At 40.8% G+C, this 21,067-nt stretch carries 21 protein-coding genes, 1 riboswitch and 1 other annotated feature; of the genes, 5 read left to right on the forward strand and 16 right to left on the reverse strand.

All coding sequences use genetic code 11. From position 1 onward, the window contains the following. Nucleotides 1–19 precede the first annotated feature (19 nt). From MKX52_RS13400 to MKX52_RS13420, 5 genes are all read right to left on the reverse strand, one after another. Nucleotides 20–880 carry a carbohydrate ABC transporter permease gene (locus MKX52_RS13400; RefSeq protein ID WP_087976618.1) on the reverse strand — a complete coding sequence of 287 codons (861 nt, stop codon included), beginning with the start codon at nucleotides 878–880 and terminating at the stop codon, nucleotides 20–22. Between the two features lie 219 nt (nucleotides 881–1,099). Continuing rightward, nucleotides 1,100–1,849: an NAD(P)-dependent oxidoreductase gene (locus MKX52_RS13405; protein ID WP_342490855.1), complete on the reverse strand. Its 750-nt coding sequence runs from the start codon at nucleotides 1,847–1,849 to the stop codon at nucleotides 1,100–1,102. A 47-nt stretch (nucleotides 1,850–1,896) separates the two neighbouring features. Beyond that, nucleotides 1,897–2,799 carry a dienelactone hydrolase family protein gene (locus MKX52_RS13410; RefSeq protein ID WP_342490856.1) on the reverse strand — a complete coding sequence of 301 codons (903 nt, stop codon included), beginning with the start codon at nucleotides 2,797–2,799 and terminating at the stop codon, nucleotides 1,897–1,899. A gap of 129 nt (nucleotides 2,800–2,928) precedes the next feature. Continuing rightward, nucleotides 2,929–5,343 (reverse strand): leucine--tRNA ligase, encoded by a 2,415-nt coding sequence (gene leuS / locus MKX52_RS13415; protein WP_342490857.1) that lies wholly within the window; start codon nucleotides 5,341–5,343, stop codon nucleotides 2,929–2,931. Between the two features lie 97 nt (nucleotides 5,344–5,440). After that, nucleotides 5,441–5,662, reverse strand: a binding site (T-box leader). A 103-nt stretch (nucleotides 5,663–5,765) separates the two neighbouring features. Continuing rightward, entirely contained in the window at nucleotides 5,766–6,095 is a 330-nt protein-coding gene (locus MKX52_RS13420) for a DUF4257 domain-containing protein (protein WP_003217692.1), read from the reverse strand. A 425-nt stretch (nucleotides 6,096–6,520) separates the two neighbouring features. Between MKX52_RS13420 and MKX52_RS13425 the strand changes: the two genes are divergently transcribed. Together MKX52_RS13425 and MKX52_RS13430 are read left to right on the forward strand one after the other, a co-directional pair. Then, the gene (locus MKX52_RS13425) at nucleotides 6,521–7,324 is read left to right on the forward strand and encodes an STAS domain-containing protein (RefSeq protein ID WP_119125264.1); all 804 of its coding nucleotides are present in this window, start codon (nucleotides 6,521–6,523) and stop codon (nucleotides 7,322–7,324) included. 90 nt (nucleotides 7,325–7,414) lie between these two features. After that, entirely contained in the window at nucleotides 7,415–8,113 is a 699-nt protein-coding gene (locus MKX52_RS13430) for a hypothetical protein (RefSeq protein WP_342490858.1), read from the forward strand. Between the two features lie 63 nt (nucleotides 8,114–8,176). Here the strand turns inward: MKX52_RS13430 and MKX52_RS13435 are convergent, their stop codons facing one another. The 7 genes from MKX52_RS13435 to MKX52_RS13465 form a co-directional block, all read right to left on the reverse strand. Next, nucleotides 8,177–9,487, reverse strand: a complete 1,311-nt coding sequence (locus MKX52_RS13435; protein ID WP_012010964.1) for an ABC transporter permease — start codon at nucleotides 9,485–9,487, stop codon at nucleotides 8,177–8,179. After that, nucleotides 9,477–10,175: an ABC transporter ATP-binding protein gene (locus MKX52_RS13440; protein WP_342490859.1), complete on the reverse strand. Its 699-nt coding sequence runs from the start codon at nucleotides 10,173–10,175 to the stop codon at nucleotides 9,477–9,479. Before MKX52_RS13440 ends, MKX52_RS13435 begins: the two co-directional genes overlap by 11 nt. Before the next feature lie 20 nt (nucleotides 10,176–10,195). After that, nucleotides 10,196–11,188 carry an ABC transporter ATP-binding protein gene (locus tag MKX52_RS13445; protein ID WP_342490861.1) on the reverse strand — a complete coding sequence of 331 codons (993 nt, stop codon included), beginning with the start codon at nucleotides 11,186–11,188 and terminating at the stop codon, nucleotides 10,196–10,198. Then, entirely contained in the window at nucleotides 11,182–12,060 is an 879-nt protein-coding gene (locus MKX52_RS13450) for an ABC transporter ATP-binding protein (protein WP_041815864.1), read from the reverse strand. The genes MKX52_RS13445 and MKX52_RS13450 overlap by 7 nt, the downstream gene beginning before the upstream one ends. After that, nucleotides 12,053–12,445: a GntR family transcriptional regulator gene (locus tag MKX52_RS13455; RefSeq protein WP_044142160.1), complete on the reverse strand. Its 393-nt coding sequence runs from the start codon at nucleotides 12,443–12,445 to the stop codon at nucleotides 12,053–12,055. The genes MKX52_RS13450 and MKX52_RS13455 overlap by 8 nt, the downstream gene beginning before the upstream one ends. A 17-nt stretch (nucleotides 12,446–12,462) precedes the next feature. Next, complete coding sequence (locus tag MKX52_RS13460) at nucleotides 12,463–12,642, reverse strand: hypothetical protein (RefSeq protein WP_012010969.1); 180 nt, start codon at nucleotides 12,640–12,642, stop codon at nucleotides 12,463–12,465. A gap of 141 nt (nucleotides 12,643–12,783) precedes the next feature. Continuing rightward, entirely contained in the window at nucleotides 12,784–13,059 is a 276-nt protein-coding gene (locus MKX52_RS13465; RefSeq protein WP_088004090.1) for a YtzC family protein, read from the reverse strand. Between the two features lie 152 nt (nucleotides 13,060–13,211). Here MKX52_RS13465 and MKX52_RS13470 point away from each other — a divergent pair, with 152 nt between their 5' ends. Further along, the gene (locus tag MKX52_RS13470) at nucleotides 13,212–14,177 is read left to right on the forward strand and encodes a TIGR01212 family radical SAM protein (protein ID WP_012010971.1); all 966 of its coding nucleotides are present in this window, start codon (nucleotides 13,212–13,214) and stop codon (nucleotides 14,175–14,177) included. Continuing rightward, nucleotides 14,174–14,749 (forward strand): class I SAM-dependent methyltransferase, encoded by a 576-nt coding sequence (locus tag MKX52_RS13475; protein WP_012010972.1) that lies wholly within the window; start codon nucleotides 14,174–14,176, stop codon nucleotides 14,747–14,749. Before MKX52_RS13470 ends, MKX52_RS13475 begins: the two co-directional genes overlap by 4 nt. Before the next feature lie 15 nt (nucleotides 14,750–14,764). Here the strand turns inward: MKX52_RS13475 and MKX52_RS13480 are convergent, their stop codons facing one another. Together MKX52_RS13480 and MKX52_RS13485 are read right to left on the reverse strand one after the other, a co-directional pair. Continuing rightward, nucleotides 14,765–15,844, reverse strand: coding sequence for a tetraprenyl-beta-curcumene synthase family protein (locus MKX52_RS13480; RefSeq protein ID WP_342490862.1), 1,080 nt, complete (start codon nucleotides 15,842–15,844; stop codon nucleotides 14,765–14,767). Between the two features lie 30 nt (nucleotides 15,845–15,874). After that, nucleotides 15,875–16,654, reverse strand: a complete 780-nt coding sequence (locus tag MKX52_RS13485) for an alpha/beta hydrolase (protein WP_012010974.1) — start codon at nucleotides 16,652–16,654, stop codon at nucleotides 15,875–15,877. Between the two features lie 45 nt (nucleotides 16,655–16,699). On the opposite strand from MKX52_RS13485, the gene MKX52_RS13490 reads away from it, so the two are divergent. Then, nucleotides 16,700–17,215: a gamma carbonic anhydrase family protein gene (locus MKX52_RS13490; RefSeq protein WP_224925534.1), complete on the forward strand. Its 516-nt coding sequence runs from the start codon at nucleotides 16,700–16,702 to the stop codon at nucleotides 17,213–17,215. Between the two features lie 142 nt (nucleotides 17,216–17,357). Here the strand turns inward: MKX52_RS13490 and asnB are convergent, their stop codons facing one another. Together asnB and metK are read right to left on the reverse strand one after the other, a co-directional pair. Beyond that, on the reverse strand, nucleotides 17,358–19,256 hold the full coding sequence (gene asnB, locus MKX52_RS13495; protein WP_012010976.1) for an asparagine synthase (glutamine-hydrolyzing): 1,899 nt from the start codon (nucleotides 19,254–19,256) through the stop codon (nucleotides 17,358–17,360). Between the two features lie 148 nt (nucleotides 19,257–19,404). After that, nucleotides 19,405–20,607: a methionine adenosyltransferase gene (metK, locus tag MKX52_RS13500; RefSeq protein WP_012010977.1), complete on the reverse strand. Its 1,203-nt coding sequence runs from the start codon at nucleotides 20,605–20,607 to the stop codon at nucleotides 19,405–19,407. A 195-nt stretch (nucleotides 20,608–20,802) separates the two neighbouring features. Next, nucleotides 20,803–20,936: riboswitch (SAM riboswitch) on the reverse strand. Between the last annotated feature and the right edge of the window lie 131 nt (nucleotides 20,937–21,067).

The raw sequence follows: 21,067 nt of genomic DNA on the forward strand, positions 1-21,067 counted from the left end.
CCTCCGTTGTTCCTTCTTTTTAACCTTTTACAGAACCTAATAATGCCCCTTTATTGAAATGCTTTTGGATAAATGGATAGACAAGCAGAACGGGAATCGTTGCTACCACAATGACAGCCATTTTAATCGTTTGGTCTGGCGGTGGTGTGGATGATCCCATATCCGACATATCCCCTTGCATTCCGCTCGAAACAATGACAATCTGCCTGAGCAGCACCTGAATCGGCCACTTCACTGAATCATTTAAATACAGGATGGCGGTCATATACGTATTCCAATACGTCACGGCATAAAAAAGTGAAATGGTCGCAATAGCAGGCAAAGAAAGCGGCAGCACAATTTTAAAGAAAATTCCTAAATCGTTACAGCCATCCATCTTCGCTGATTCCTCAAGGCTTGCCGGAATGTTTTGAAAAAAGTTTTTCAAAATGATCAAATTGAACGCATTGATCGCAACCGGTAGAATCAGTGACCAATAGGTATCAAGCAGCCCAAGCGTTTTCACCACAATAAACGTCGGAATCATCCCACCGCTAAACAGCATCGTGAAGACAACGAGAAACATCAATGTTCTCCGGCCTTTTAGCTCCTGACGAGACAGCCCATATGCCATAAGTGAGGACAAAAACATGCTGACAGCTGTTCCAACGAGTGTGACAAGAATGGACACAATAAGGCTGCGGTACACAATATCCGTCGAGAAAATATACCGATAGGCCTCTAAAGAAAACGTGGTCGGGAATAAGATAAACTTCTTCGTGATGACCTCTTCTACTGTAGCAAAAGAGGCAGCAATGACATGGATGAACGGAAGCACACATATTAATGCGAACATGAGTAGAAAAGAGTAATTAAATAAGTTGAACAATCGGCCTTTCATAGAACGATCGATGTTCATCACACCCTTCCTTTGAAAGCGTTATCATTTTATCCGAAAATTAGCTGCAGCCTGTGACGATATCGTGATTAAAATGTAACAAACGGGGGAAGAAAGCGTCTATAATCATCTTGACAGTCCAACTGGATCCATCCTGTCAGTCGTGCTTTTATGCTCATGAAACAAAAGAATAAGATCATCAGCTAATGATATGATTATGCCCTATGCCTGATCATTTTCTTCAAGGATTTCCGTCGTATTCATATGAGGATTGTAGCCCAATTCCTGCTTCGTGTTTTCCGTAGACCAAGGCTTTTCTTCGTTTTCTGATACAGCGTAATATGTTCCAAAGGGCACGGCCGTTTCCATTGCCGCCTTTATTATCCCTACTAGATCTTCATGTGAAAGAAGTGTTCGTTTCGTCCGTTCTTTCTCGTGTAATGCTTCCATCTCATCTGTCACAACTGTTCCAATCCGCAAATTGATAACAGACATTCCAGTTTGATCGTGGAACAACCGGCCTAGCTGTTCAGAAGCAAATTTTAAAATACCATACACATTTTTAGTCGCAGGTACATCGTCTGTTGTCATATGTCGCCCTAGTAAGGAACGGCCATCTTTTTCATAACGATCGGTCACGTGATTGCTGCTTGCAAAAATGACTTTTCGAATGCCAAGCCTTGCAGCTGATCGAAACATAGAATAAGAGCTTCTCCAAAAAATATCACTCATTTTTTCAAACTCCTCACGATTCATCACATCATGTGTCATCTCCATGTTTAAAAGGTGTATGATGACATCTGTATCTCGCGGGATCGCCTCATATAATTCCTGTTCATTCGTTGCATCTGCCAAAATGACTCCTTTTAGACAGCTCGTTTGATCAATGATAGTGATCTCGCATTCAGAAGAGAGCGCTTTTGTTAAAATACGGCCGATCACACCACACCCGCCAATGATCGTGATTTTCATCCTCTGTCTCCTCCTTTCATGACGTAGTATGTCCAAGCCTTAATTGATTACAGCCATTTTTTTAAGAATCGAGTAGCCTCGTGGCGCATTGCAGCTGTTTCAAAATGACCTGCATGAAGACCAACAAGCTGATACCGTTCTTTCAATGAAGCCGCTTGATAAGTTTGGCTCAATTTCTTTTGAATGCGTGCGACGCCTTCAGCAGGCGTGAGTGAATCAAGTTTTCCAACTAAGCTTAAATGCGGCCTTGGAAAAATCATTTCCTGAATATCAGCTGCCGTAAAGTGATTTGCTAAGCTTGGTACATAGTAATAAAAGCTATGCCTGTCTAGATTGTTTGTTTCAATTAATGTGTGGTGATCGACCTGTGCGCAAAGATCAATACACACACCGACTCTCTCATCAAGTGCAGCTGTCCACCAGGAAAGAAGCCCACCCATTGACATTCCAAAAACAGCTAACCGGTCCGGCAGCACGTCAGATCGAGATAACACATAATCGATTGCGCACATGCTTTCATACAGCATCATGCCCCACATCACTTTCCCTGTTAAAAGCATTTCCTTAAAAATTTCACTTTCGGTTCTTCCCCTTCTTTCACCAAACCCTGCATGATCAATAGCCAGAACGCTATAGCCTTTTGAAGTGAACTCTTTCGCATATGAAGTTTCTTGCAAATAATGAGCACCCTTAATGAGTTCTTCCTTCCCATCGACGTAGTTCCCGCCATGAGAGTGCTGAAAGAGCACAACGGGTCTTTTTTTTACCGTATCCTTCGGCTTCACAAAATAAGCGGGCACTTCCTCTACACCATTGATTGAAAGAATAAGTGTTTCGACTACATACGATTCTCGATCCTCGATCTTTAACGTATATGCCTCCACGCGATGGCGATCTGGCATTTCTCCTAACAGACTGAGCAGTTGTTCACGTTTGCTTTCCTTTTCCATTGACGTCACTCCTCCTTTTGTTATCACCTGTTAACATACGAGATCGATCGTGCAATCACCTTGTTTTCGACAAAATTATGTCCCGGGAAATAAAGAACACCCACCGGTTCATACCGATGGGTGTCATCATTAATTCGCAACAATATTGACAAGCTTCCCAGGAACCGCAATCACTTTGCGAATGGTTTTCCCTTCAAGCTGTTCTTTTACACGTGCATCACTTTTCGCAAGATCTTCTAATTGTTCTTTAGTGGCATCAGCAGGAACAGTTAATTTTGCTTTCACTTTCCCATTCAACTGTACGACAATTTCTACTTCATCGTCGACAAGCTTTGACTCGTCATATTGTGGCCATGCTTCATAAGAAATAGACCCTTCATGACCAAGTTTATTCCAAAGCTCTTCCGCTAGATGCGGTGCAATTGGAGAAAGAAGTTTCACAAAGCCTTCTGCATATTCTTTCGGCAATGTATCAGCCTTGTAGGCATCGTTGATAAACACCATTAATTGTGAAATCCCTGTATTGAAGCGTAGGCCTTCATAATGGTCTGTTACCTTCATCACAGTTTCATGATAGCTGCGTTCTAAGGCGCCTCCAGTTTGCTCCGTTACTTTATCACTGATTGTGCCATCTTCATTTGTGAAGAGACGCCATACTCGATCAAGGAAACGGCGAGCACCATCAAGTCCTGTTTCAGACCAAGCGATTGATGCATCTAAAGGTCCCATGAACATTTCATAAAGTCGTAAAGTATCCGCACCATGAGATTCTACGATATCATCTGGATTGACAACATTTCCTTTTGATTTACTCATTTTTTCATTATTTTCCCCAAGAATCATTCCTTGGTTGAACAATTTCATGAAAGGTTCTTTTGTTGGAACAACACCAATATCATACAAGAACTTATGCCAGAAGCGCGCATATAGAAGATGAAGTACAGCATGTTCTGCTCCGCCGATATATACATCAACCGGAAGCCATTTCTTTAACTTCTCAGGAGATGCAAGTTCTTCTGAGTTATGCGGGTCAATATAACGTAAGAAATACCAGCAACTGCCTGCCCATTGCGGCATTGTATTGGTTTCACGGCGTCCTTTTTTACCTGTAACAGGATCGACAACCTCAACCCAATCTTTGATATTGGCTAAAGGTGATTCACCTGTACCACTTGGCTTAATCTCAGTCGTCTTAGGCAAAATTAGTGGAAGGTCTTCCTCAGAAACAGCTGAAGACGTTCCGTCCTCCCAATGAATAATTGGAATTGGCTCACCCCAATAACGCTGGCGGCTAAATAGCCAATCTCTTAAACGATAAGTGACTTTCTTTTCGCCTTTTTGATGTTCTTCCAACCATGCAATGACTTTTTCAATCGCTTCTTCTTTTCCTAATCCATCAAGGAAATCAGAGTTGATGTGTTTTCCATCACCTGTGTAAGCTTCTTTTTCAATGTCTCCGCCTTCGACAACTGCCTTGATTGGAAGATCAAATGTTTTGGCAAATTCATAGTCACGCTCATCATGGGCAGGTACCGCCATAATCGCACCTGTTCCATAAGTAGCCAGCACGTAATCTGCAATCCAGATCGGCATCTTTTCACCATTTAATGGATTGACGGCATAAGCGCCAGTAAAAATACCCGTCTTTGTTTTTGCAAGATCTGTACGCTCTAAGTCGCTCTTAGATTGAATTTCTTTTATATATGCTTCGACTGCCTCTTTTTGAGTAGCTGTTATAATTTTTTCAACCAGTGCATGTTCTGGTGCAAGTACCGCATAGGTTGCACCAAACAATGTATCAGGACGAGTTGTAAATACAGTAAACTGTTCGTCATGTCCTTCTATTTCGAAATGAACGTGTGCACCTTCTGAACGACCGATCCAGTTACGCTGCATATCTTTAATGCTTTCAGGCCAATCAATGTCTTCTAAATCTTCTAACAGCCTGTCCGCATAAGCCGTAATCTTTAGCATCCATTGCTTCATCGGACGTCTTTCAACTGGATGTCCTCCGCGTTCACTTTTTCCATCAATGACTTCTTCATTTGCAAGGACTGTTCCAAGAGCTGGGCACCAGTTCACAGGTACTTCATCGATATACGCCAATCCCTTTTCGTACAATTTCAAGAAAATCCATTGTGTCCATTTATAATAATTAGGATCAGTCGTGTTGATTTCTCGATCCCAATCATACGAGAACCCGAGTGATTGAATTTGGCGGCGGAAGTTATTGATGTTCTCTTCTGTAAAGACCGCCGGATCATTCCCTGTATCTAGCGCATACTGTTCTGCTGGAAGACCAAATGCGTCCCATCCCATTGGATGAAGAACATCATATCCCTGCATACGTTTCATGCGTGATAAAATATCCGTTGCTGTGTAGCCCTCAGGATGCCCGACATGAAGCCCTGCTCCTGATGGATATGGAAACATATCAAGTGCATAGAACTTTGGTTTATCTTCCGAGTCAGATGTGGCGAATGTTTTATGTGTCAGCCAATAATCCTGCCACTTCTTTTCAATTTCCCGATGCTGAAAACTCAATGTGAAAACCTCCTTTAATATGTACGGCTGTATCTGCTCAGATGACCACTGCAAGAATTCAGATTTTTCTAAAATCAACAAAAAACCCTCATCCCTGGAAAGGGACGAGAGATTTTTTGGTTCCCGCGGTACCACCCTTGTTAGCGTAACTTTCTGTTTGTACGCTCACTTAATATCTTTAACGCAGACATGCGACAGAAGCTTTAACGCAACTGCAACTCTGAGGCGAGTTCAGAAGCAGATTTGATTGACTTTCACCAGCCGTCAATTCTCTAAAGACAAATACTGCTTTCCTACTACTCCTCTTCACTGTTCTTATCGTAACCGTCATCTAAGTAGTATTTTATAGAATTATGATCATAAGTGCAAGCAGGTTTGTATACAATGGGAATGTACCCTAGATCAGGGTAAAGTAGAGGATATTATTCGTGTGGAGAGCGGTTATGACGGTTGGAGTCTGCATTCTGTGAATGCTGTTCTCTTACAAAGTCAAAGCTTCGCAGAACTGCTTCTCCTCCGTAACCTGAAATAATTGATAAGATGACCAAGTGCAGACTAGATTCGGGATTTGAGGATAAGACAAGCAGTGTAGCGGCAATCATCCCAACGAGCCAATCTTCAATAAACCCTAAATAAATAAACTTTTTTGTCATTCTGGGCTTCTCTAGCCTGCCTTTTTTCTTTACGTGACCGAGAATGCCCATGACCCCTCCAATGGCACAAGCAATAATGACTTGTTGCAGCATTTTCATCACCTTCCTAAAGCCCTTAGAATAGTAAAGCGACTTCAGGCTGTCCAGCCCCCTGTAATGCCATTCTGCTGTTCCGTCATAATCCATGTAAAAGGTCTATTCTCTCTAACGAAGAAAAAAAGCTTGTTTCTTCCATTATATGTGAATGACCCAAAACAATCTTGATGCATTGGAATCATTTTTACCTAATCCATATTAACTATTTTTGTCATTTTATGAATTATGAGCAATTGATTCCTTCTTTTTCTAAAGAAAAGTCTCCTTACTTACTATATTCTAATGGAGGACAAACTATGATGACAAATTTAACAAAGCCATTGCAATCGTTGAAACAGAACATATGTTATGTTACGTTAGTAAGGAATACCTTTGGTTGAAAAGACAACCATTTGATATGTCTGATAGCAGCAACAAAGGAGGGTAATATGGTCAGCTCGAACATCTTCGGCTTACAAAAACAGCTTGAACTCATAAAAAAAGCGCTAGATCATGCGCGGATCGGTGTTGTCATTACAGACCCTTCTTTAGAGGATAACCCTATCATTTATGTGAATCATGGCTTTACACACATGACTGGATACAAACCAGATGAGATTCTTGGGCGTAATTGTCGATTCCTTCAAGGGAAAGACACAGATCAAAAGCAGCTCGATTTAATACGTCAAGGAATTCAGAATAAAACACCTATTACCACACAGCTAAAAAATTATAAAAAAGACGGTACTTTTTTTTGGAATGAACTCAATATAGATCCTCTATACATTGAACAAGACGATAAAACATTTTTTATTGGCTTTCAAAAGGATATTACGAAACAGAAAGAATATGAACAACTCCTAGAAGATTCCTTACAGGAAGTCACCTCTCTTTCGACGCCAATCGTCCCAATCAAAAATGGTGTATCTGCTCTACCACTCATTGGAAAACTATCTGAAGAACGCTTTGATGCCATTGTCGCGAAGTTAACTTGTATATTAGATGATTCTAAGGATGATTATTTGATTGTCGATCTTTCTGGTTTAATCGATGTCGATGATTCCGTTGCAGCACGCATTTTCAAGTTGCATCATCTTCTCAATTTAACTGGAACGGAACTGATCATCACAGGGATCAAACCGCAGCTTGCCATGAAGATGAAAGACTTAGATACAGATTTCCATGATACAATTACTTATTTGACAGTTAAGGAAGCAATCAAAGGATTACCAATAGCTGAAAACCCTGTGTAAAACAGGGTTTTTTTAGTTAAAACGCCCCCTAAAAATGGAAAAATGAGGTATAATAGGTGTAACGAAAGATGTAGGGGGGGCTACTAGATAATGGTGTTACTCATCATAGGTCTTTTATGTGTTTGTTTTGCCATAGGATATGCCGTCAATTTCTTATTACTCAAACACCAGAATACGCAAATCTTTTCAAAGAAATTATTTTATCCTTTCTTGATCTTGGGTCTCATCTTTTCCATTATGTCAATACCGTTTGCTGCCACAGATGCACCGAAGGCACAAGCAGATCCATCTTCAGAACAGCTCTTAAAGGATCAAAAACAGCTCACTTCTGACATAACGCGCTTAAAAGCTGATAAAGAGGAACTGACAGCTTCTTTAGAGGACGCAACAAAGGATAAAGAAAAACTAGCGAAAAAGCTAGAAACCATCACCGCAGAAAAAGAAACAGTCAAAAAGCAAGAAAAGACCATTCAAGCGCTTGAAGAGAAAATAGACAAGCTTGCCTCAAGCAACGAAAATCTTAAAAAAGAGAACAAGAAAAGCGGCAACGATACGGAGTCTTCTACCGCTCAACGCTCCGCTCCTAAAGATGAGGGAAAAAGCACAGGCGGTCATGAATCACAGAAGGAAACAAAAAAAGAATCAGCAGCCTGTAACATCAAAGGAAGTGTCAACGGTATTTATCACACACCGAGCAGCAGATACTACTCTAGAACCAAAAATGTAACTAAAATGTTTTGCTCCGTAGAAGAAGCAGAGCGTGCAGGGTACCGGGCACCTAAGCAATAGCCCTATGTCATGAAAAAAAGAACCTCCTATCAGACCCATCGGGTGTCTTAGGAGGTTCTTTTTTTAGATTTCTCTTCTTAATGCTGCTAATACATTCGTTTTTGTTGCTTTACGTGCTGGGTTGAGCCCTGAAAGGATGGCTACCCCTGCACTAATCACTGTTGCTGTAATCACAAGGCTAAGTGGAATGTAGGAGAAGGTAATCGAGAATTGTTCACTTGACCCTCCCTCTGACATAGACGATAAAATGGCTGGAATGATTAAGTTAACGGCGAAACTAATGATATATGAGATGATAATACCAATGATCGACCCAATCACCCCAATATAAGCACTTTCCATAAGGAACATTCGCTTGATAATGGATGGATTCGCGCCAATGGCTTTCATAATCCCAATTTCTTGTGTCCGCTCTGTTACTGCCATTGTCATCGTATTGAAAATCCCAATCGCAGAAATAATGACTGCAATACATCCAACAAAAATAAGTCCAATTTTGAAGACTGTAAAGAACATGTCCATTCCTTCGAGCTGATTCGTCACAGAAATGACTTGGTAGCCCTCATCTGTGAGCTTATTCGTGAGTGCACCGACATTGTCGAATTTATCTGCATAGACAGAGGTCATTTTCTCGACATTTCCTGCCTCGGGAGATAGATCGAGTACTTGACCAAATTCCTTTTCATACGCATTTGGAATAAGAATTTTATGATCTTCTTGCCACTCCAGGTTTGGCTTTTTCAACACACCTACTACACGGAAATCGAATGTTTTTTCTTTGACGACTTCATTTTCTTCGTTGAGTTTTGGTACTTTGACTTGAATCACTTTATTTAAAATATCTTTTGTGTAGCCCTTAGGCTCCTCTGGCATTTCTTCGCCATTTGATGTCTGATTTAATTTTTTTTCATAGGCTTGGCGTTCTTTTTTTGTCCACAGTTGTTCAGCCATATGATACCCGACCACAATTTCGTTCGCTGATGTCGGAACTTTTCCTCGGTCTAGTTCAAGCCCTGCTTCTTTTTCTTCTTTCATATCGGTTAGAGCTGCCTGCGTTTCACTTGAGCGGTCACCAAGCTCGACGTTAACCGATGGATTGATCGCTGTTCTTGAGACGACAGATTTCACATGATCATATTTTTTTAAATCATCTACTTTGACGTCACCTTTTTCCTTGCCTAACACTTTCACTTCAGTAATGATTTGCTGTTTCATAATTTCATCTTGCGCTGATTTTTGCAGACCAAAGCCGACAGATGCTAAAACGATTAAGAAAGAGCATGCCATTGTCGTCGCAAGAATGGTCATAAACACACGCAGTCTATTTTTCTTCATGTTTCTTCTAATGAATTTGACCTGATCTCTAAATTTCAATGGATTGTTCCCCTTTCTTTAATACACCATCATGGAGCTGAAACGTGGTATCTGCGATTGAAGCGACTTCATCGTCATGTGTAATGATGACAAATGTGATTCCTTTTTCACGATTGAGCTGCTGGATAAAAGCTAAAATTTCTCCTTCAGTTTCTGAATCTAGACTGCCTGTTGGTTCATCCGCTAGAATAATAGATGGATTTAAAATCAAGGCTCTTGCAATACTCACACGCTGCTGCTGCCCGCCTGACAACTCATTCGGATAATGCCCTGCATGATGTTCTAGACCTACTCGTTTCAGCATTTCATTTACTTTCGACTTTCGTTCAGACGGCTTCACACCTTTTAAAGTGAGCGGAAGTTCAACATTTTCATACGTTGTTAAGCTCCCGATCAATTGAAAGCTTTGAAAGATAAAACCAAAGTGATCTAAGCGGAAATCCGCCCATTCTTTTTCATTAAAGCCGGTCACATCGGTACCATCAATGACAATTTGTCCGCCCGTCGGCGTAATATATCCTGAAATTAAGTTCAATAGGGTAGATTTCCCCGAGCCACTTCGTCCCACTATACAAGCAATGTCGCCTCTTTTAATAGATAGGTCAATCCCTTTTAGCACAGGAATCTCATTCTCTCTGCCCTTTTTACCGATTTTAAATACATGATCTAACGATTGAATCTGAATCATCTCTACTCCCTACTCTCTGTTTATCTTTTTCGATATATTAAGAAATAACTTGTTAGTGCGCCTACAACACCGCCGATGATCATGCCGACAATATAACCCAATATGGAGGTGTCAGAAGAAAATCCAACCCATCCAAACCCTAGAACACCGAAGGCAATGACCAAAATCTGAATCGGTCTATCCATTTTTGCATAAAGGAAGAAACGGCCATTTCGTTCAATAGGATGCTTCATAAAGCTAAACAAACCAATGAGATAAAATACAATCATCATCACAATGGGTATGATGAATTCTTCACCAGTGAACCATGTTGGATAGTCACTTGCATCTCGATATTTAAAATCTGTAATATAAGTGATAGGAGATATCGGCATAATAAAATGGTCAAAACTTGCATCGACCCATGATCTATCCGTTTTGAAAATAAAATCCAAATGGAACATCGGAAGCCAAATTAATAAATATGGCAATATCGATGTACTGAATGTGACAATGGCTTGACTAATTGCGCTTCCTGTTAAAGCACCTGCTGCAAGACACAAACTATAAATCATTAGGGTAGACACAAGTGCAATGAGGTAACTACTATTAAAGTCAAACGTCTCTTTTGGTTGGATGCCTAATATGAGTAAGTAAGTGAAGGCATATGACAATACATGAACGAGTGTGATAATTCCGGCACCTAAGAAAAACTTTGTATGAAAAATGGTACTTCTGCTAAACGGCAAGGATAAAGTAAAATCAATTTGTCCTTTATTTCTTTCATATCCCAGCTGGATAATCGCAAAAACCAAACCCATAGTCCATGAGAGGGCGATAAAAATATCAGAACTGAAATTATAATAAAATCCATTATCTACTGTTATACATGTCGGATCATTTAAACAAGTTTGAAAGGATGAGTATCCAAGCAAAAAGGATAATGGCGTCGTAAAGACTGCAACCAGCATCACTAAAATAAATGTCAGCTCTGATTGCTTCCATTCCTTATATAATAATTGCCGCTTTACCATCTCCGTTTCCCTCCAAACTTTGCAATGAATACTTCTTCTAAATTCACAGGCAGTTCATGCCAAACTTTTGGCTGTAGCGACTTTAAGTACTCTTTAGCCTCTACATCGGTTTTAAGAACAAGCGCTGTATAAAAAATGCCCGCTTGATCTAATATCGCAACGCCATTTTTTCGTATACTCAAGTTCATATCTTCTTCAAAAGCCATCTGGATTTTGACATAATCATTCTTTAATTCATCAAGATCCATGACACTTGTGAGTTGATTTCCTTCTAAAAACCCGATTCGGTTACACATACGCTCAATATCCTCTAATCGGTGCGATGTGATGAGAATCGACGTTTCACGTTCCGCTACCTCGTCGATCATGAGTTGAAGGACATCATTTCTTGTGACGGCATCAATACCATCTGTCGGTTCATCTAATAGAATCACGGCTGGCTTGATCGCAAAGCTTAAAATTAATGAGAGCTGCTTTTTTAACCCTGTCGATAGTTCGCGGTATTTTACTTTTTCGGGAATTTCATAGCGATTCACAAGTTCATTGGCATATGTCACGTCAAACTTCGGGTAAATATGCTTTAACAGCTGGACAAGCTGCCCGTAATTGTATCTGTCAAAGTAAGGATTGACGACTGGCATATACACAATATTTTGCTTCACTAACGGGTGGTCTTTCACAAGCACGTCTTTAAAATAAATCTCTCCTTCATCAGGAAGAAGAATTTGCTGAATCAAGCGGAGAAGAGTTGTTTTACCAGAGCCATTCCTACCAAGCAAACCAAAGATCTCACCTTCGCCTAATTTGAAGGAAACGTTACTGAGTACTTCACGTCCGTTTAATGTCTTCGATACATTTCTAACCTCAATCAACTTTTTTTCCTCCCTCAAGACTTGAGCCGATTTCTTCTATCCATTCCTTCAGTTGTTGAATATCAATACCGGCATAATGAGCTTCTATAATGAGTTGTCTTAATTGCTCCTTCATCTCCAATACCTTCCCTTCATTCAGCTTTAACTGAGCCTCTTCTGTTACATACGTTCCGCGGCCTCTTAATGTTTCAATAATTCCTTCCCGCTCAAGCTCCTTATATGCTTTACTGACGGTGTTTGGATTGGCGATGATAATAGTGGCGAGCTCTCTGACAGAGGGCAGTTTGTCTCCAGGTTTCATTACACCTTTTAGACATAAAATTTTTAACTGCTCAATGATTTGTTCATATATTGGCGCAGCGCTTCGTGGATCTATTTGAATCATGATGGCTCCCTCTTTCCTCATTCATGCTTTTGCAGTCCTATTGCTTGTTCATGCCCTTGCATTAAAGGGATTGAATTAAGTATCAAATCTTTTTGAACTTCAAAACCAATGAAAACGAGAACGAAAAAAAATGTACATGCTAACAAAACAGCCAGCACCATCCACTTCAAATTGATTGGTTTTTTTTCTTTTTTCATGGTTGAACACCTTTCTTCACTTTTTAAGTGTCTTTAGTGTATTAGTTGATGTAGTACACTTAATACAATATAGACACTCAAGCGAAAAGTCAATAACCTTTCAAAAAATAAAAAACAGACCCTTAAAAAAGGATCTGTTCATCATTCGTTGTCGTAAGAAATACCTAAAATCATTTGATTTTGCAAGCTTTGAATTTGAACACGCGCTCTGTCTAACCGCTCTCTTTGCTGGTCATTGGCGACATCCTTTAATTTTTCTAATTCGTTCACCGTATCTTCGAGCATAAGCTGTGCCTTAGAAAACTCGTCCTCGTTATAATGCTCTTGGCGTAAGTTCAAATCAAATTGCTCGTTTGCAAACTCAAGGGTTTCAGTACTTTTTTGGATAAATTCATCGATTGACTGCCTTGTTGCCATCCGGCATTCCCTCCATTTCATCATTACTCCCGCCTATTTTGCCCACGTAAAGCTTTTTCACTAAAGAAAATGTTGGACAGATTCAATTGTCCTCCTTCATGATTTTTGTTAAACTTTAAGGATGCCTATTATTACGCAAGGAGGTTACTGACTTGGATCAGCATAACCCTTTTTTATATTCAAACAGCGAGAAACGCTATCACACATGGAACTATCATTTGCGAGAGCACTTTGGTCATAAAGTATTTAAAGTGGCCTTAGATGGCGGCTTTGACTGCCCAAACCGTGATGGTACTGTAGCCCATGGAGGCTGTACATTTTGCAGTGCCGCAGGATCTGGTGACTTTGCAGGAAACAGAGCGGATGATCTCGTCACTCAATTTAACGAAATCAAAGACCGGATGCATACAAAATGGAAAGACGGAAAATATATGGCATATTTTCAGGCGTACACAAACACACACGCCCCGCTTCCTGTTTTAAAGGAAAAATTTGAAACCGTGATGAATTTGGATGGTGTGGTCGGTTTATCAATTGCGACAAGACCTGACTGCCTGCCAGATGACGTGGTGGAGTATTTAGCTGAATTAAATGAGCGGACTTATCTTTGGGTAGAGCTTGGTCTTCAAACAGTTCATGAACGGACAGCGATGCTCATTAACCGTGCCCATGATTACGAATGCTACGTAGAAGGTGTAGAAAAACTTCGAAAACACGGCATTCGTGTCTGCTCGCATATCATCAACGGCTTACCTCTTGAAAACCGCGACATGATGATGGAGACAGCAAAAGCTGTGGCTGATTTAGATGTGCAAGGAATTAAAATTCATTTACTTCACCTTTTAAAAGGAACTCCTATGGTCAAGCAATATGAAAAAGGCAAACTGGAGTTTCTAAGCCAGGAGGAATATGTTCAGCTTGTTTGTGATCAGCTGGAGATCCTGCCACCAGAAATGATTATTCATCGTATTACAGGCGATGGCCCGATTGAATTAATGGTTGGTCCAATGTGGAGTGTAAACAAGTGGGAAGTATTAAATGCCATTAATGCTGAGCTTGAAAGACGTAACAGCTACCAAGGCAAACGCTTCGTCAGATTGGAAGAAGCAGCAAAATGATCTTGAAACGCATGCTCCCTTTTAGTAAAGAGCTGTTAGAACGTGCTTGTCAAAAAGGTGATATCGTTATTGATGCAACGATGGGCAATGGCCACGATACTCTCTATTTAGCTGATCTTGTCGGTCCTGATGGACAAGTTTTCGCATTCGACGTACAAGAAGAAGCCATAGAGCAGACACGTAAAAGGCTTGGCGAGGGATATCCTTATGTTCATCTGATTCACGATGGTCATGAAAAACTAGCTCATCACCTGCCAAGAGATGTTTATGAACAGATCTCAGGTGCGGTGTTTAACCTTGGGTACTTGCCCGGAGGCGATAAAGCTGTCACTACTCAAGCTCATACAACCATTGAAGCCATTAAGCAGCTCCTCGACTGGCTTAAACCCGGAGGTCTGATCGTCCTTGTGATCTATCATGGACACCCTGAAGGGAAAAGAGAAAAAGAAGTGCTTCTCGACTATTGCAGATCACTTTCTCATGAAAAGGTACAAGTTTTATCATATCAATACATGAATATTCAAAACGACCCGCCTTTTGTGGTCGCTATTGAAAAAAAGCTCAAATCCTAATGGATTTGAGCTTTTTTATGAGGATTTCATCCACGGCATTTTCTGATAAGTCCGGTAAGCTCTTCCATTGATATAGAAAAAGAACGATGTTTTCCCACTTGATCTGATCAGCCGTTTTGCCAGCATATTCATCTCTTTTTGGGCTGTCACCTTTTCATCGGACAAATAGACGGCCAATAATCCTCTGTTAATCAATTTGTGAAAGTTTTCGTGCGGAATGCCTTTTAGCTGTTCATCCGCTTTTTCAATAAAATGCTGAAGTCTATCCATCATCTCATGATGAGAAGCATAGTAGGAGCAAAAGTTTAGATCTCCTCCAAGCCGATCTTCTTCTTGGTCAATTAAATAATCAAGTAAAATGTGCAGACCTTGAATATAAGGGAAATAACTTTCATAAATTTGCTTCGCCTGCGTTTCTGTAAAGTCTGGCTGAAGCGCATACGCCACAAGACAGAAAATCCCTAACGTTGATCCTGCACAAGCTGAAAATTCATACCATTCCATCTTAGGCAAATCCTTTTCATATTGGCGGAACCACGATTCTAGCCGCGGAACCCGCTCATGAGGGACGACGTGTTTATGTACTTGCAAATCACTGTAGTAATCGCACAGCGTGTGTAAATATGGCTGAATGATCGGATAATGATTAAGGCGCGACAGCACGTCTTGGCATGTGCGGACAAGCGCGTGTAAATACCCATGATCCTCTTGATCATCACGGAATTGGTAGTAAGGCTTGGGCTCAGCATGTATATCAAGCGCATCTCTCATTGCTTGATGCAGCATATGAAAATCTTTTGGATCAAGCGACGTACTGCGGTCACATAGGTTATCTAAGTAATCACTGATGGTTTGATACGCCACAATGAATTCAATACACGTTTCTTTCGACTCACCTGCTAGAAGAGATAAAATGCCTCCGCCTTCGCAGTGAAAGGTTTTACTTGATATGCTCGCTAATGCCTGCGTACGCAGTTCTTCATTTTCAATCATTTCTGCATGAGCCCGCCACTTTTTCAGCTCCTGATGTACAAGCGGAAAAATATCTTTATACACCTTGGTCATCAGTGCAAAAGGACGCTCTGGTACTGACAAATCAATCCACCCCTAACTTAAAGCTCACCATCAAATATATTGATCTGTAAAGGCTCTTGCTGCCTTAAACACATCTTCTCTTTCCGGTTCATTAAAAATTTCGTGATACAGGTCTTCCCATTCACGATACGACTTATTGGTTGATTCAATGCCATTGAACCATTTAATCACCCTCGTCTTGTCGACGATCTTATCATCACCCGCCTGCATTAAAAGGAGCGGAATTGTTTTAAAAACATTCGTTGGCTGCATGGCCGCATCAATATTTTTGATCAGCTCTCGGTACCAGCGAACCGACACCTTTGTTACGTAAAGGGAGTCATTGGAGTCTGCTTCAATCACAGCCTGATTTCGTGTGGCTAGTTCAATCGACAGCCCTGACTCGACTTTAAAGGACGGTGCGAGCACATTTAAACCTTTTGATGCAAAATCCATTAGCTTCTTCGGTTTAAATTGCAGACCTAAACAAGGTGATGATAAAATAAGGCCATCAATCTTCGTATGGGTATACTGCTTGACCCACTCAATTGAAATGAGTCCGCCCATACTGTGTCCAAGTAAAAAAGTAGGAAGCCTGAATGATTTCGCATGTTCGATCCATTCATCTACTGTATCAATGTATTCTTGAAACGAACGAATGTGGCCGCGCGCACGTGTCGATGTCCCTTGCCCAGGCAGGTCACCCATGACGACGTGATAGCCGGCATTTCGCCACATTTCGATCAGCCATTTATATCGGCCGTGATATTCACTTGCACCATGTACTATCACAATTGTACCAACTGGTCTTTCAGCATGCCAAGTCCACAAAGTAAACACCTCACAAATGTTGTATTAAGAAAGGAAGTAGAAAAAGTGATTTATCCATATCATCAGTTTACACCTGAGATTCATGAATCGGTCTTTGTCGCAGATAACGCCACCATTACTGGAGATGTCACGATTGGAGAATATTCAAGCGTGTGGTTCCAAACTGTCATCAGAGGCGATGTCGCTCCTGTGAGAATTGGAAAAAACGTCAATATTCAAGATTTATCCTGTCTGCATCAAAGTCCTGGAAAAACACTTCTTATAGAAGATGGTGCTACCATTGGACACCAAGTCACATTACATAGTTCAATCATTCGAAAAAATGCCCTCATTGGTATGGGGTCCATCATTCTCGATGGTGCAGAAATTGGCGAAGGTGCCTTTATCGGTGCAGGTAGTCTAGTCCCTCAAGGAAAGGTTATCCCAAAAGGATCACTCGCTTTCGGCCGTCCAGCCAAGATCGTCCGTCAATTAACAGATGAAGATATCCAAGACATGGACAGAATCCGTAGAGAATATGTAGAAAAAGGACAATACTATCGTTCCCTTATATCCCGTTAACATCATACACGTATCTTCACTTTATCATGTTTTTTTCAGGATATTAAGCAATAACTATGAACCGCTTGTTATTTTACCCTTTTCCGCCGCTTTCTATCATGACAAAAAAGGTTTTCAGCTTTGTGCTGAAAACCTTTTTTCATTAACTAAAGATGACTTCTTTCGGTTGATGATTCAACTGCTCTGGATCAATGCTGCGCTCTACATAAATGCTATGCCAAATCATAAAGATAAGGACGGTCCAAATCTTGCGGCTATGATCTGCTTTACCAGCACAATGCTCATTTAATAAATCAAGCACATACTCTTTATTAATGTATTCATCTGTTTGACTGTTTTTGATGATGTCTTTCGCCCAAGCATTCATCTCATTTTTCAGCCAATGACGAATTGGCACAGGGAAACCAAGCTTTTTACGATTTAACACATGGTCAGGCACAATGCCTTCTGCTGCTTTACGCAATAAATATTTCGTTGTGCCATCTTTTGTTTTCAGCTCTTCTGGAATTTTAGAAGCCGCTTCGAAAACGACCTTATCAAGGAATGGAACACGAAGCTCAAGAGAATTCGCCATCGTCATCTTATCTGCTTTCAATAAGATGTCCCCGCGCATCCACGTATGGATATCAACATATTGCATTTTGTTAATATCACTGTAGCCAGCGCTTTCCTCAAAGTATGTCTTCGTTACATCACGATACGTGATGCTTGGATCATAATGCTTTAAAAGGTTTTTCTTCACTGGCTCTTCAAAAATTTTCGCATTACCGATATAACGTTCCTCTAATGGCGTACAACCGCGAACGATAAAGCTCTTCCCTTTCATTCCTTCTGGCATTAAACGAGCCAGACGAAGAAGAAGCTTTTTCAGCATAGTTGGTACAGATTCAAATGGTTTAAGAGAAAGAGGCTCACGGTAAATATTATATCCACCGAACAGCTCGTCCGCTCCTTCACCTGAAAGAACAACCGTCACTTGTTTTTTCGCTTCTTTTGCCACGAAGTACAATGGAATCGCCGCCGGATCAGCTAAAGGATCGTCTAAATGCCAGACAATCTTCGGAAGCTCGTTCATATATTCCTCTGGAGAAATGACGGCGCTGAAGTTTTGTAAGCCTAGCTTATCAGCTGTTTCTTTCGCAACATCAACTTCACTAAAGCCATCCTGCTGGAAGCCAACAGAGAATGTCTTTAGCTCAGGGTGTAATTCCTTTGCGACAGACACGATGAAGGAAGAATCAATACCACCTGATAGGAATGAACCAACAGGTACATCACTTCTCATGTGAACATTCACAGAATCATAGATTGCATCGCGTACTTCTTCGATTAACTTCTGTTCTTGTGTTTGCTCAGGTTTGAATTGAACTTTCCAGTATGTCTTAAATTCGATCTCTTGCCCTGGGCGTAAAATAAACTGATGACCAGGCTCAACTTTATGCACCTTTTGATCAAGCGTATTTGGCTCAGGAACGAATTGGAATGACATATACTGCTGCAATGAAGTCTCATCAAATAGGATGTTCTCGTTCACAGCCATCAAGCTTTTGCGCTCAGACGCAAAGTACACTTGCTCTTCCACTTGTGTAAAATAAAGCGGTTTGATGCCAAACGGATCTCTTGCGCCATATAATTGCTGCGCTTCTTTATCCCAAATTAAAAAGGCAAACATGCCGCGAAGCTTAGAAGCCGCTTCTTCTTTATAATGACGGTATGTGGCAAGCAGTACTTCCGTATCAGAATCTGTGCTGAACGTATAGCCCTTTTTCACAAGCTCTTCCTTCAGCTCCACATAGTTATAAATTTCCCCGTTAAAAATAATCCAATACTTTTCATCTTCATAAGAAAGCGGCTGCTTTCCGTGCTCAACATCTATAATACTTAAACGTCTAAATCCAAATCCTACATGCTCATCATGAAAGTAACCCTCATCATCCGGACCACGGTGAACGATGAGACGGTTCATTTGTTTAATTAACTCTTCCTGCTCAGTAGTTTCGGACAATGGACGGTGATTAAACACACCAACAAACCCACACATATTATTGCCTCCACGTTATGTTATTTCTTAAAAGTAGACCTATAATTAGACAGTTATTTGTCCGTTTTTGTTTCACATTTTTTCGCTTTTTGTATAATTTTTTTTAATCAAAAGGAAAACCGCTTAAAATAAGCGGTTTTCTATGTTGTTATTGTCCTAATGCTTCTTGACGAAGTGTATCGGCTTTATCTGTTTTTTCCCACGGAAGATCTAAATCATGACGGCCGAAATGTCCGTATGCAGCTGTTTGTTTGTAGATCGGACGACGCAGGTCAAGCATTTTAATAATGCCAGCTGGACGAAGATCGAAGTTCGCACGAACCACTTCAATTAATTTTTCTTCAGAAGCTTTTCCTGTTCCGAAAGTATCAATTGAAATCGATACAGGCTGTGCAACACCAATTGCATAAGCAAGTTGTACTTCACAAGAATCAGCAAGGCCGGCAGCTACGATGTTTTTCGCTACGTAACGAGCAGCATATGCCGCTGAACGGTCAACCTTTGTTGCGTCCTTCCCAGAGAAAGCACCACCGCCATGACGAGCGTATCCGCCATACGTATCAACGATGATTTTACGTCCAGTTAAACCAGCATCCCCTTGAGGTCCGCCGATCACGAAACGACCAGTTGGGTTAATAAAGTATTTTGTCTGTTCATCAATTAGTTCACTTGGAACGACAGGGCTGATGACATGCTCTTTTAAGTCGCTTTGAATTTGTTCAAGCGTCACTTCTGGTGCATGCTGCGTAGAAATAACCACTGTATCAATACGAACAGGTTTATTTTGATCATCATATTCTACTGTTACTTGTGTTTTTCCATCTGGACGAAGGTAGGCAAGTGTTTGATCCTTGCGTACTTCAGTTAAACGGAGAGATAATTTATGCGCTAGTGAAATTGGTAGCGGCATAAGTTCTTCAGTTTCGTTGTTGGCAAAACCAAACATTAATCCTTGGTCACCTGCACCGATCGCATCAAGTTCTTCTTCAGTCATTGTGCCTTCACGTGCTTCAAGCGCTTTGTCTACACCTTGCGCAATATCAGCAGACTGTTCATCAATGGATGTGAGCACTGCACATGTTTCCGCATCAAAACCATATTTCGCACGTGTGTAGCCAATTTCCTTAATCGTGTCACGCACCGTCTTTGGAATATCGACATAAGTAGACGTTGTAATTTCTCCGCTTACTAATACGAGACCCGTTGTAACAGAAGTTTCACAGGCAACACGTGCATTTGGATCTTTCTTTAGAATTTCATCCAAAATGCTGTCTGAAATTTGGTCACAGATTTTATCCGGATGTCCTTCTGTCACTGATTCTGAAGTAAATAAACGACGATTTTGACTCATAATGGCTATTTCCTCCTGTACAAGACCACATCATCCCGAGATGAGGTCTCCAATATGATACGGAACTCGTTCCCTCTTATATTTGAAAACGTTTCTATTAGAGATGTTATTGGCAATTTGTTCATATGATATCCCAAAAATAAAAAAACCATTTCCTTCATTGCGAGGAAAGGGTCTGAGATCGCATGCCTTTCACTCTTATCGCTCAAGGTGTTCTTGTACCTTGCATCAGGTTAGCACCTTGGTTTCTCAGCATATTCATGCCTTTTCATAAGAAACCGGTTGCTGGGCTTCATCGGGCCTGTCCCTCCACCAACTCGGGATAAGAGTATCCGTTCAATAAGATATCTTATCTTAAACACTTGCGTCATGTCAATGCTTCATCAGAATTATCTTCCCTTTTTTTCACCTCAATATTAGCATCACCAAAAAGCATATTTTCAGAGCAGAAATGAAAAAA

Origin of the sequence: Bacillus sp. FSL R5-0422, from assembly GCF_038610765.1 — a bacterium.
Classification (GTDB): Bacteria; Bacillota; Bacilli; order Bacillales; family Bacillaceae; genus Bacillus; species Bacillus pumilus_O.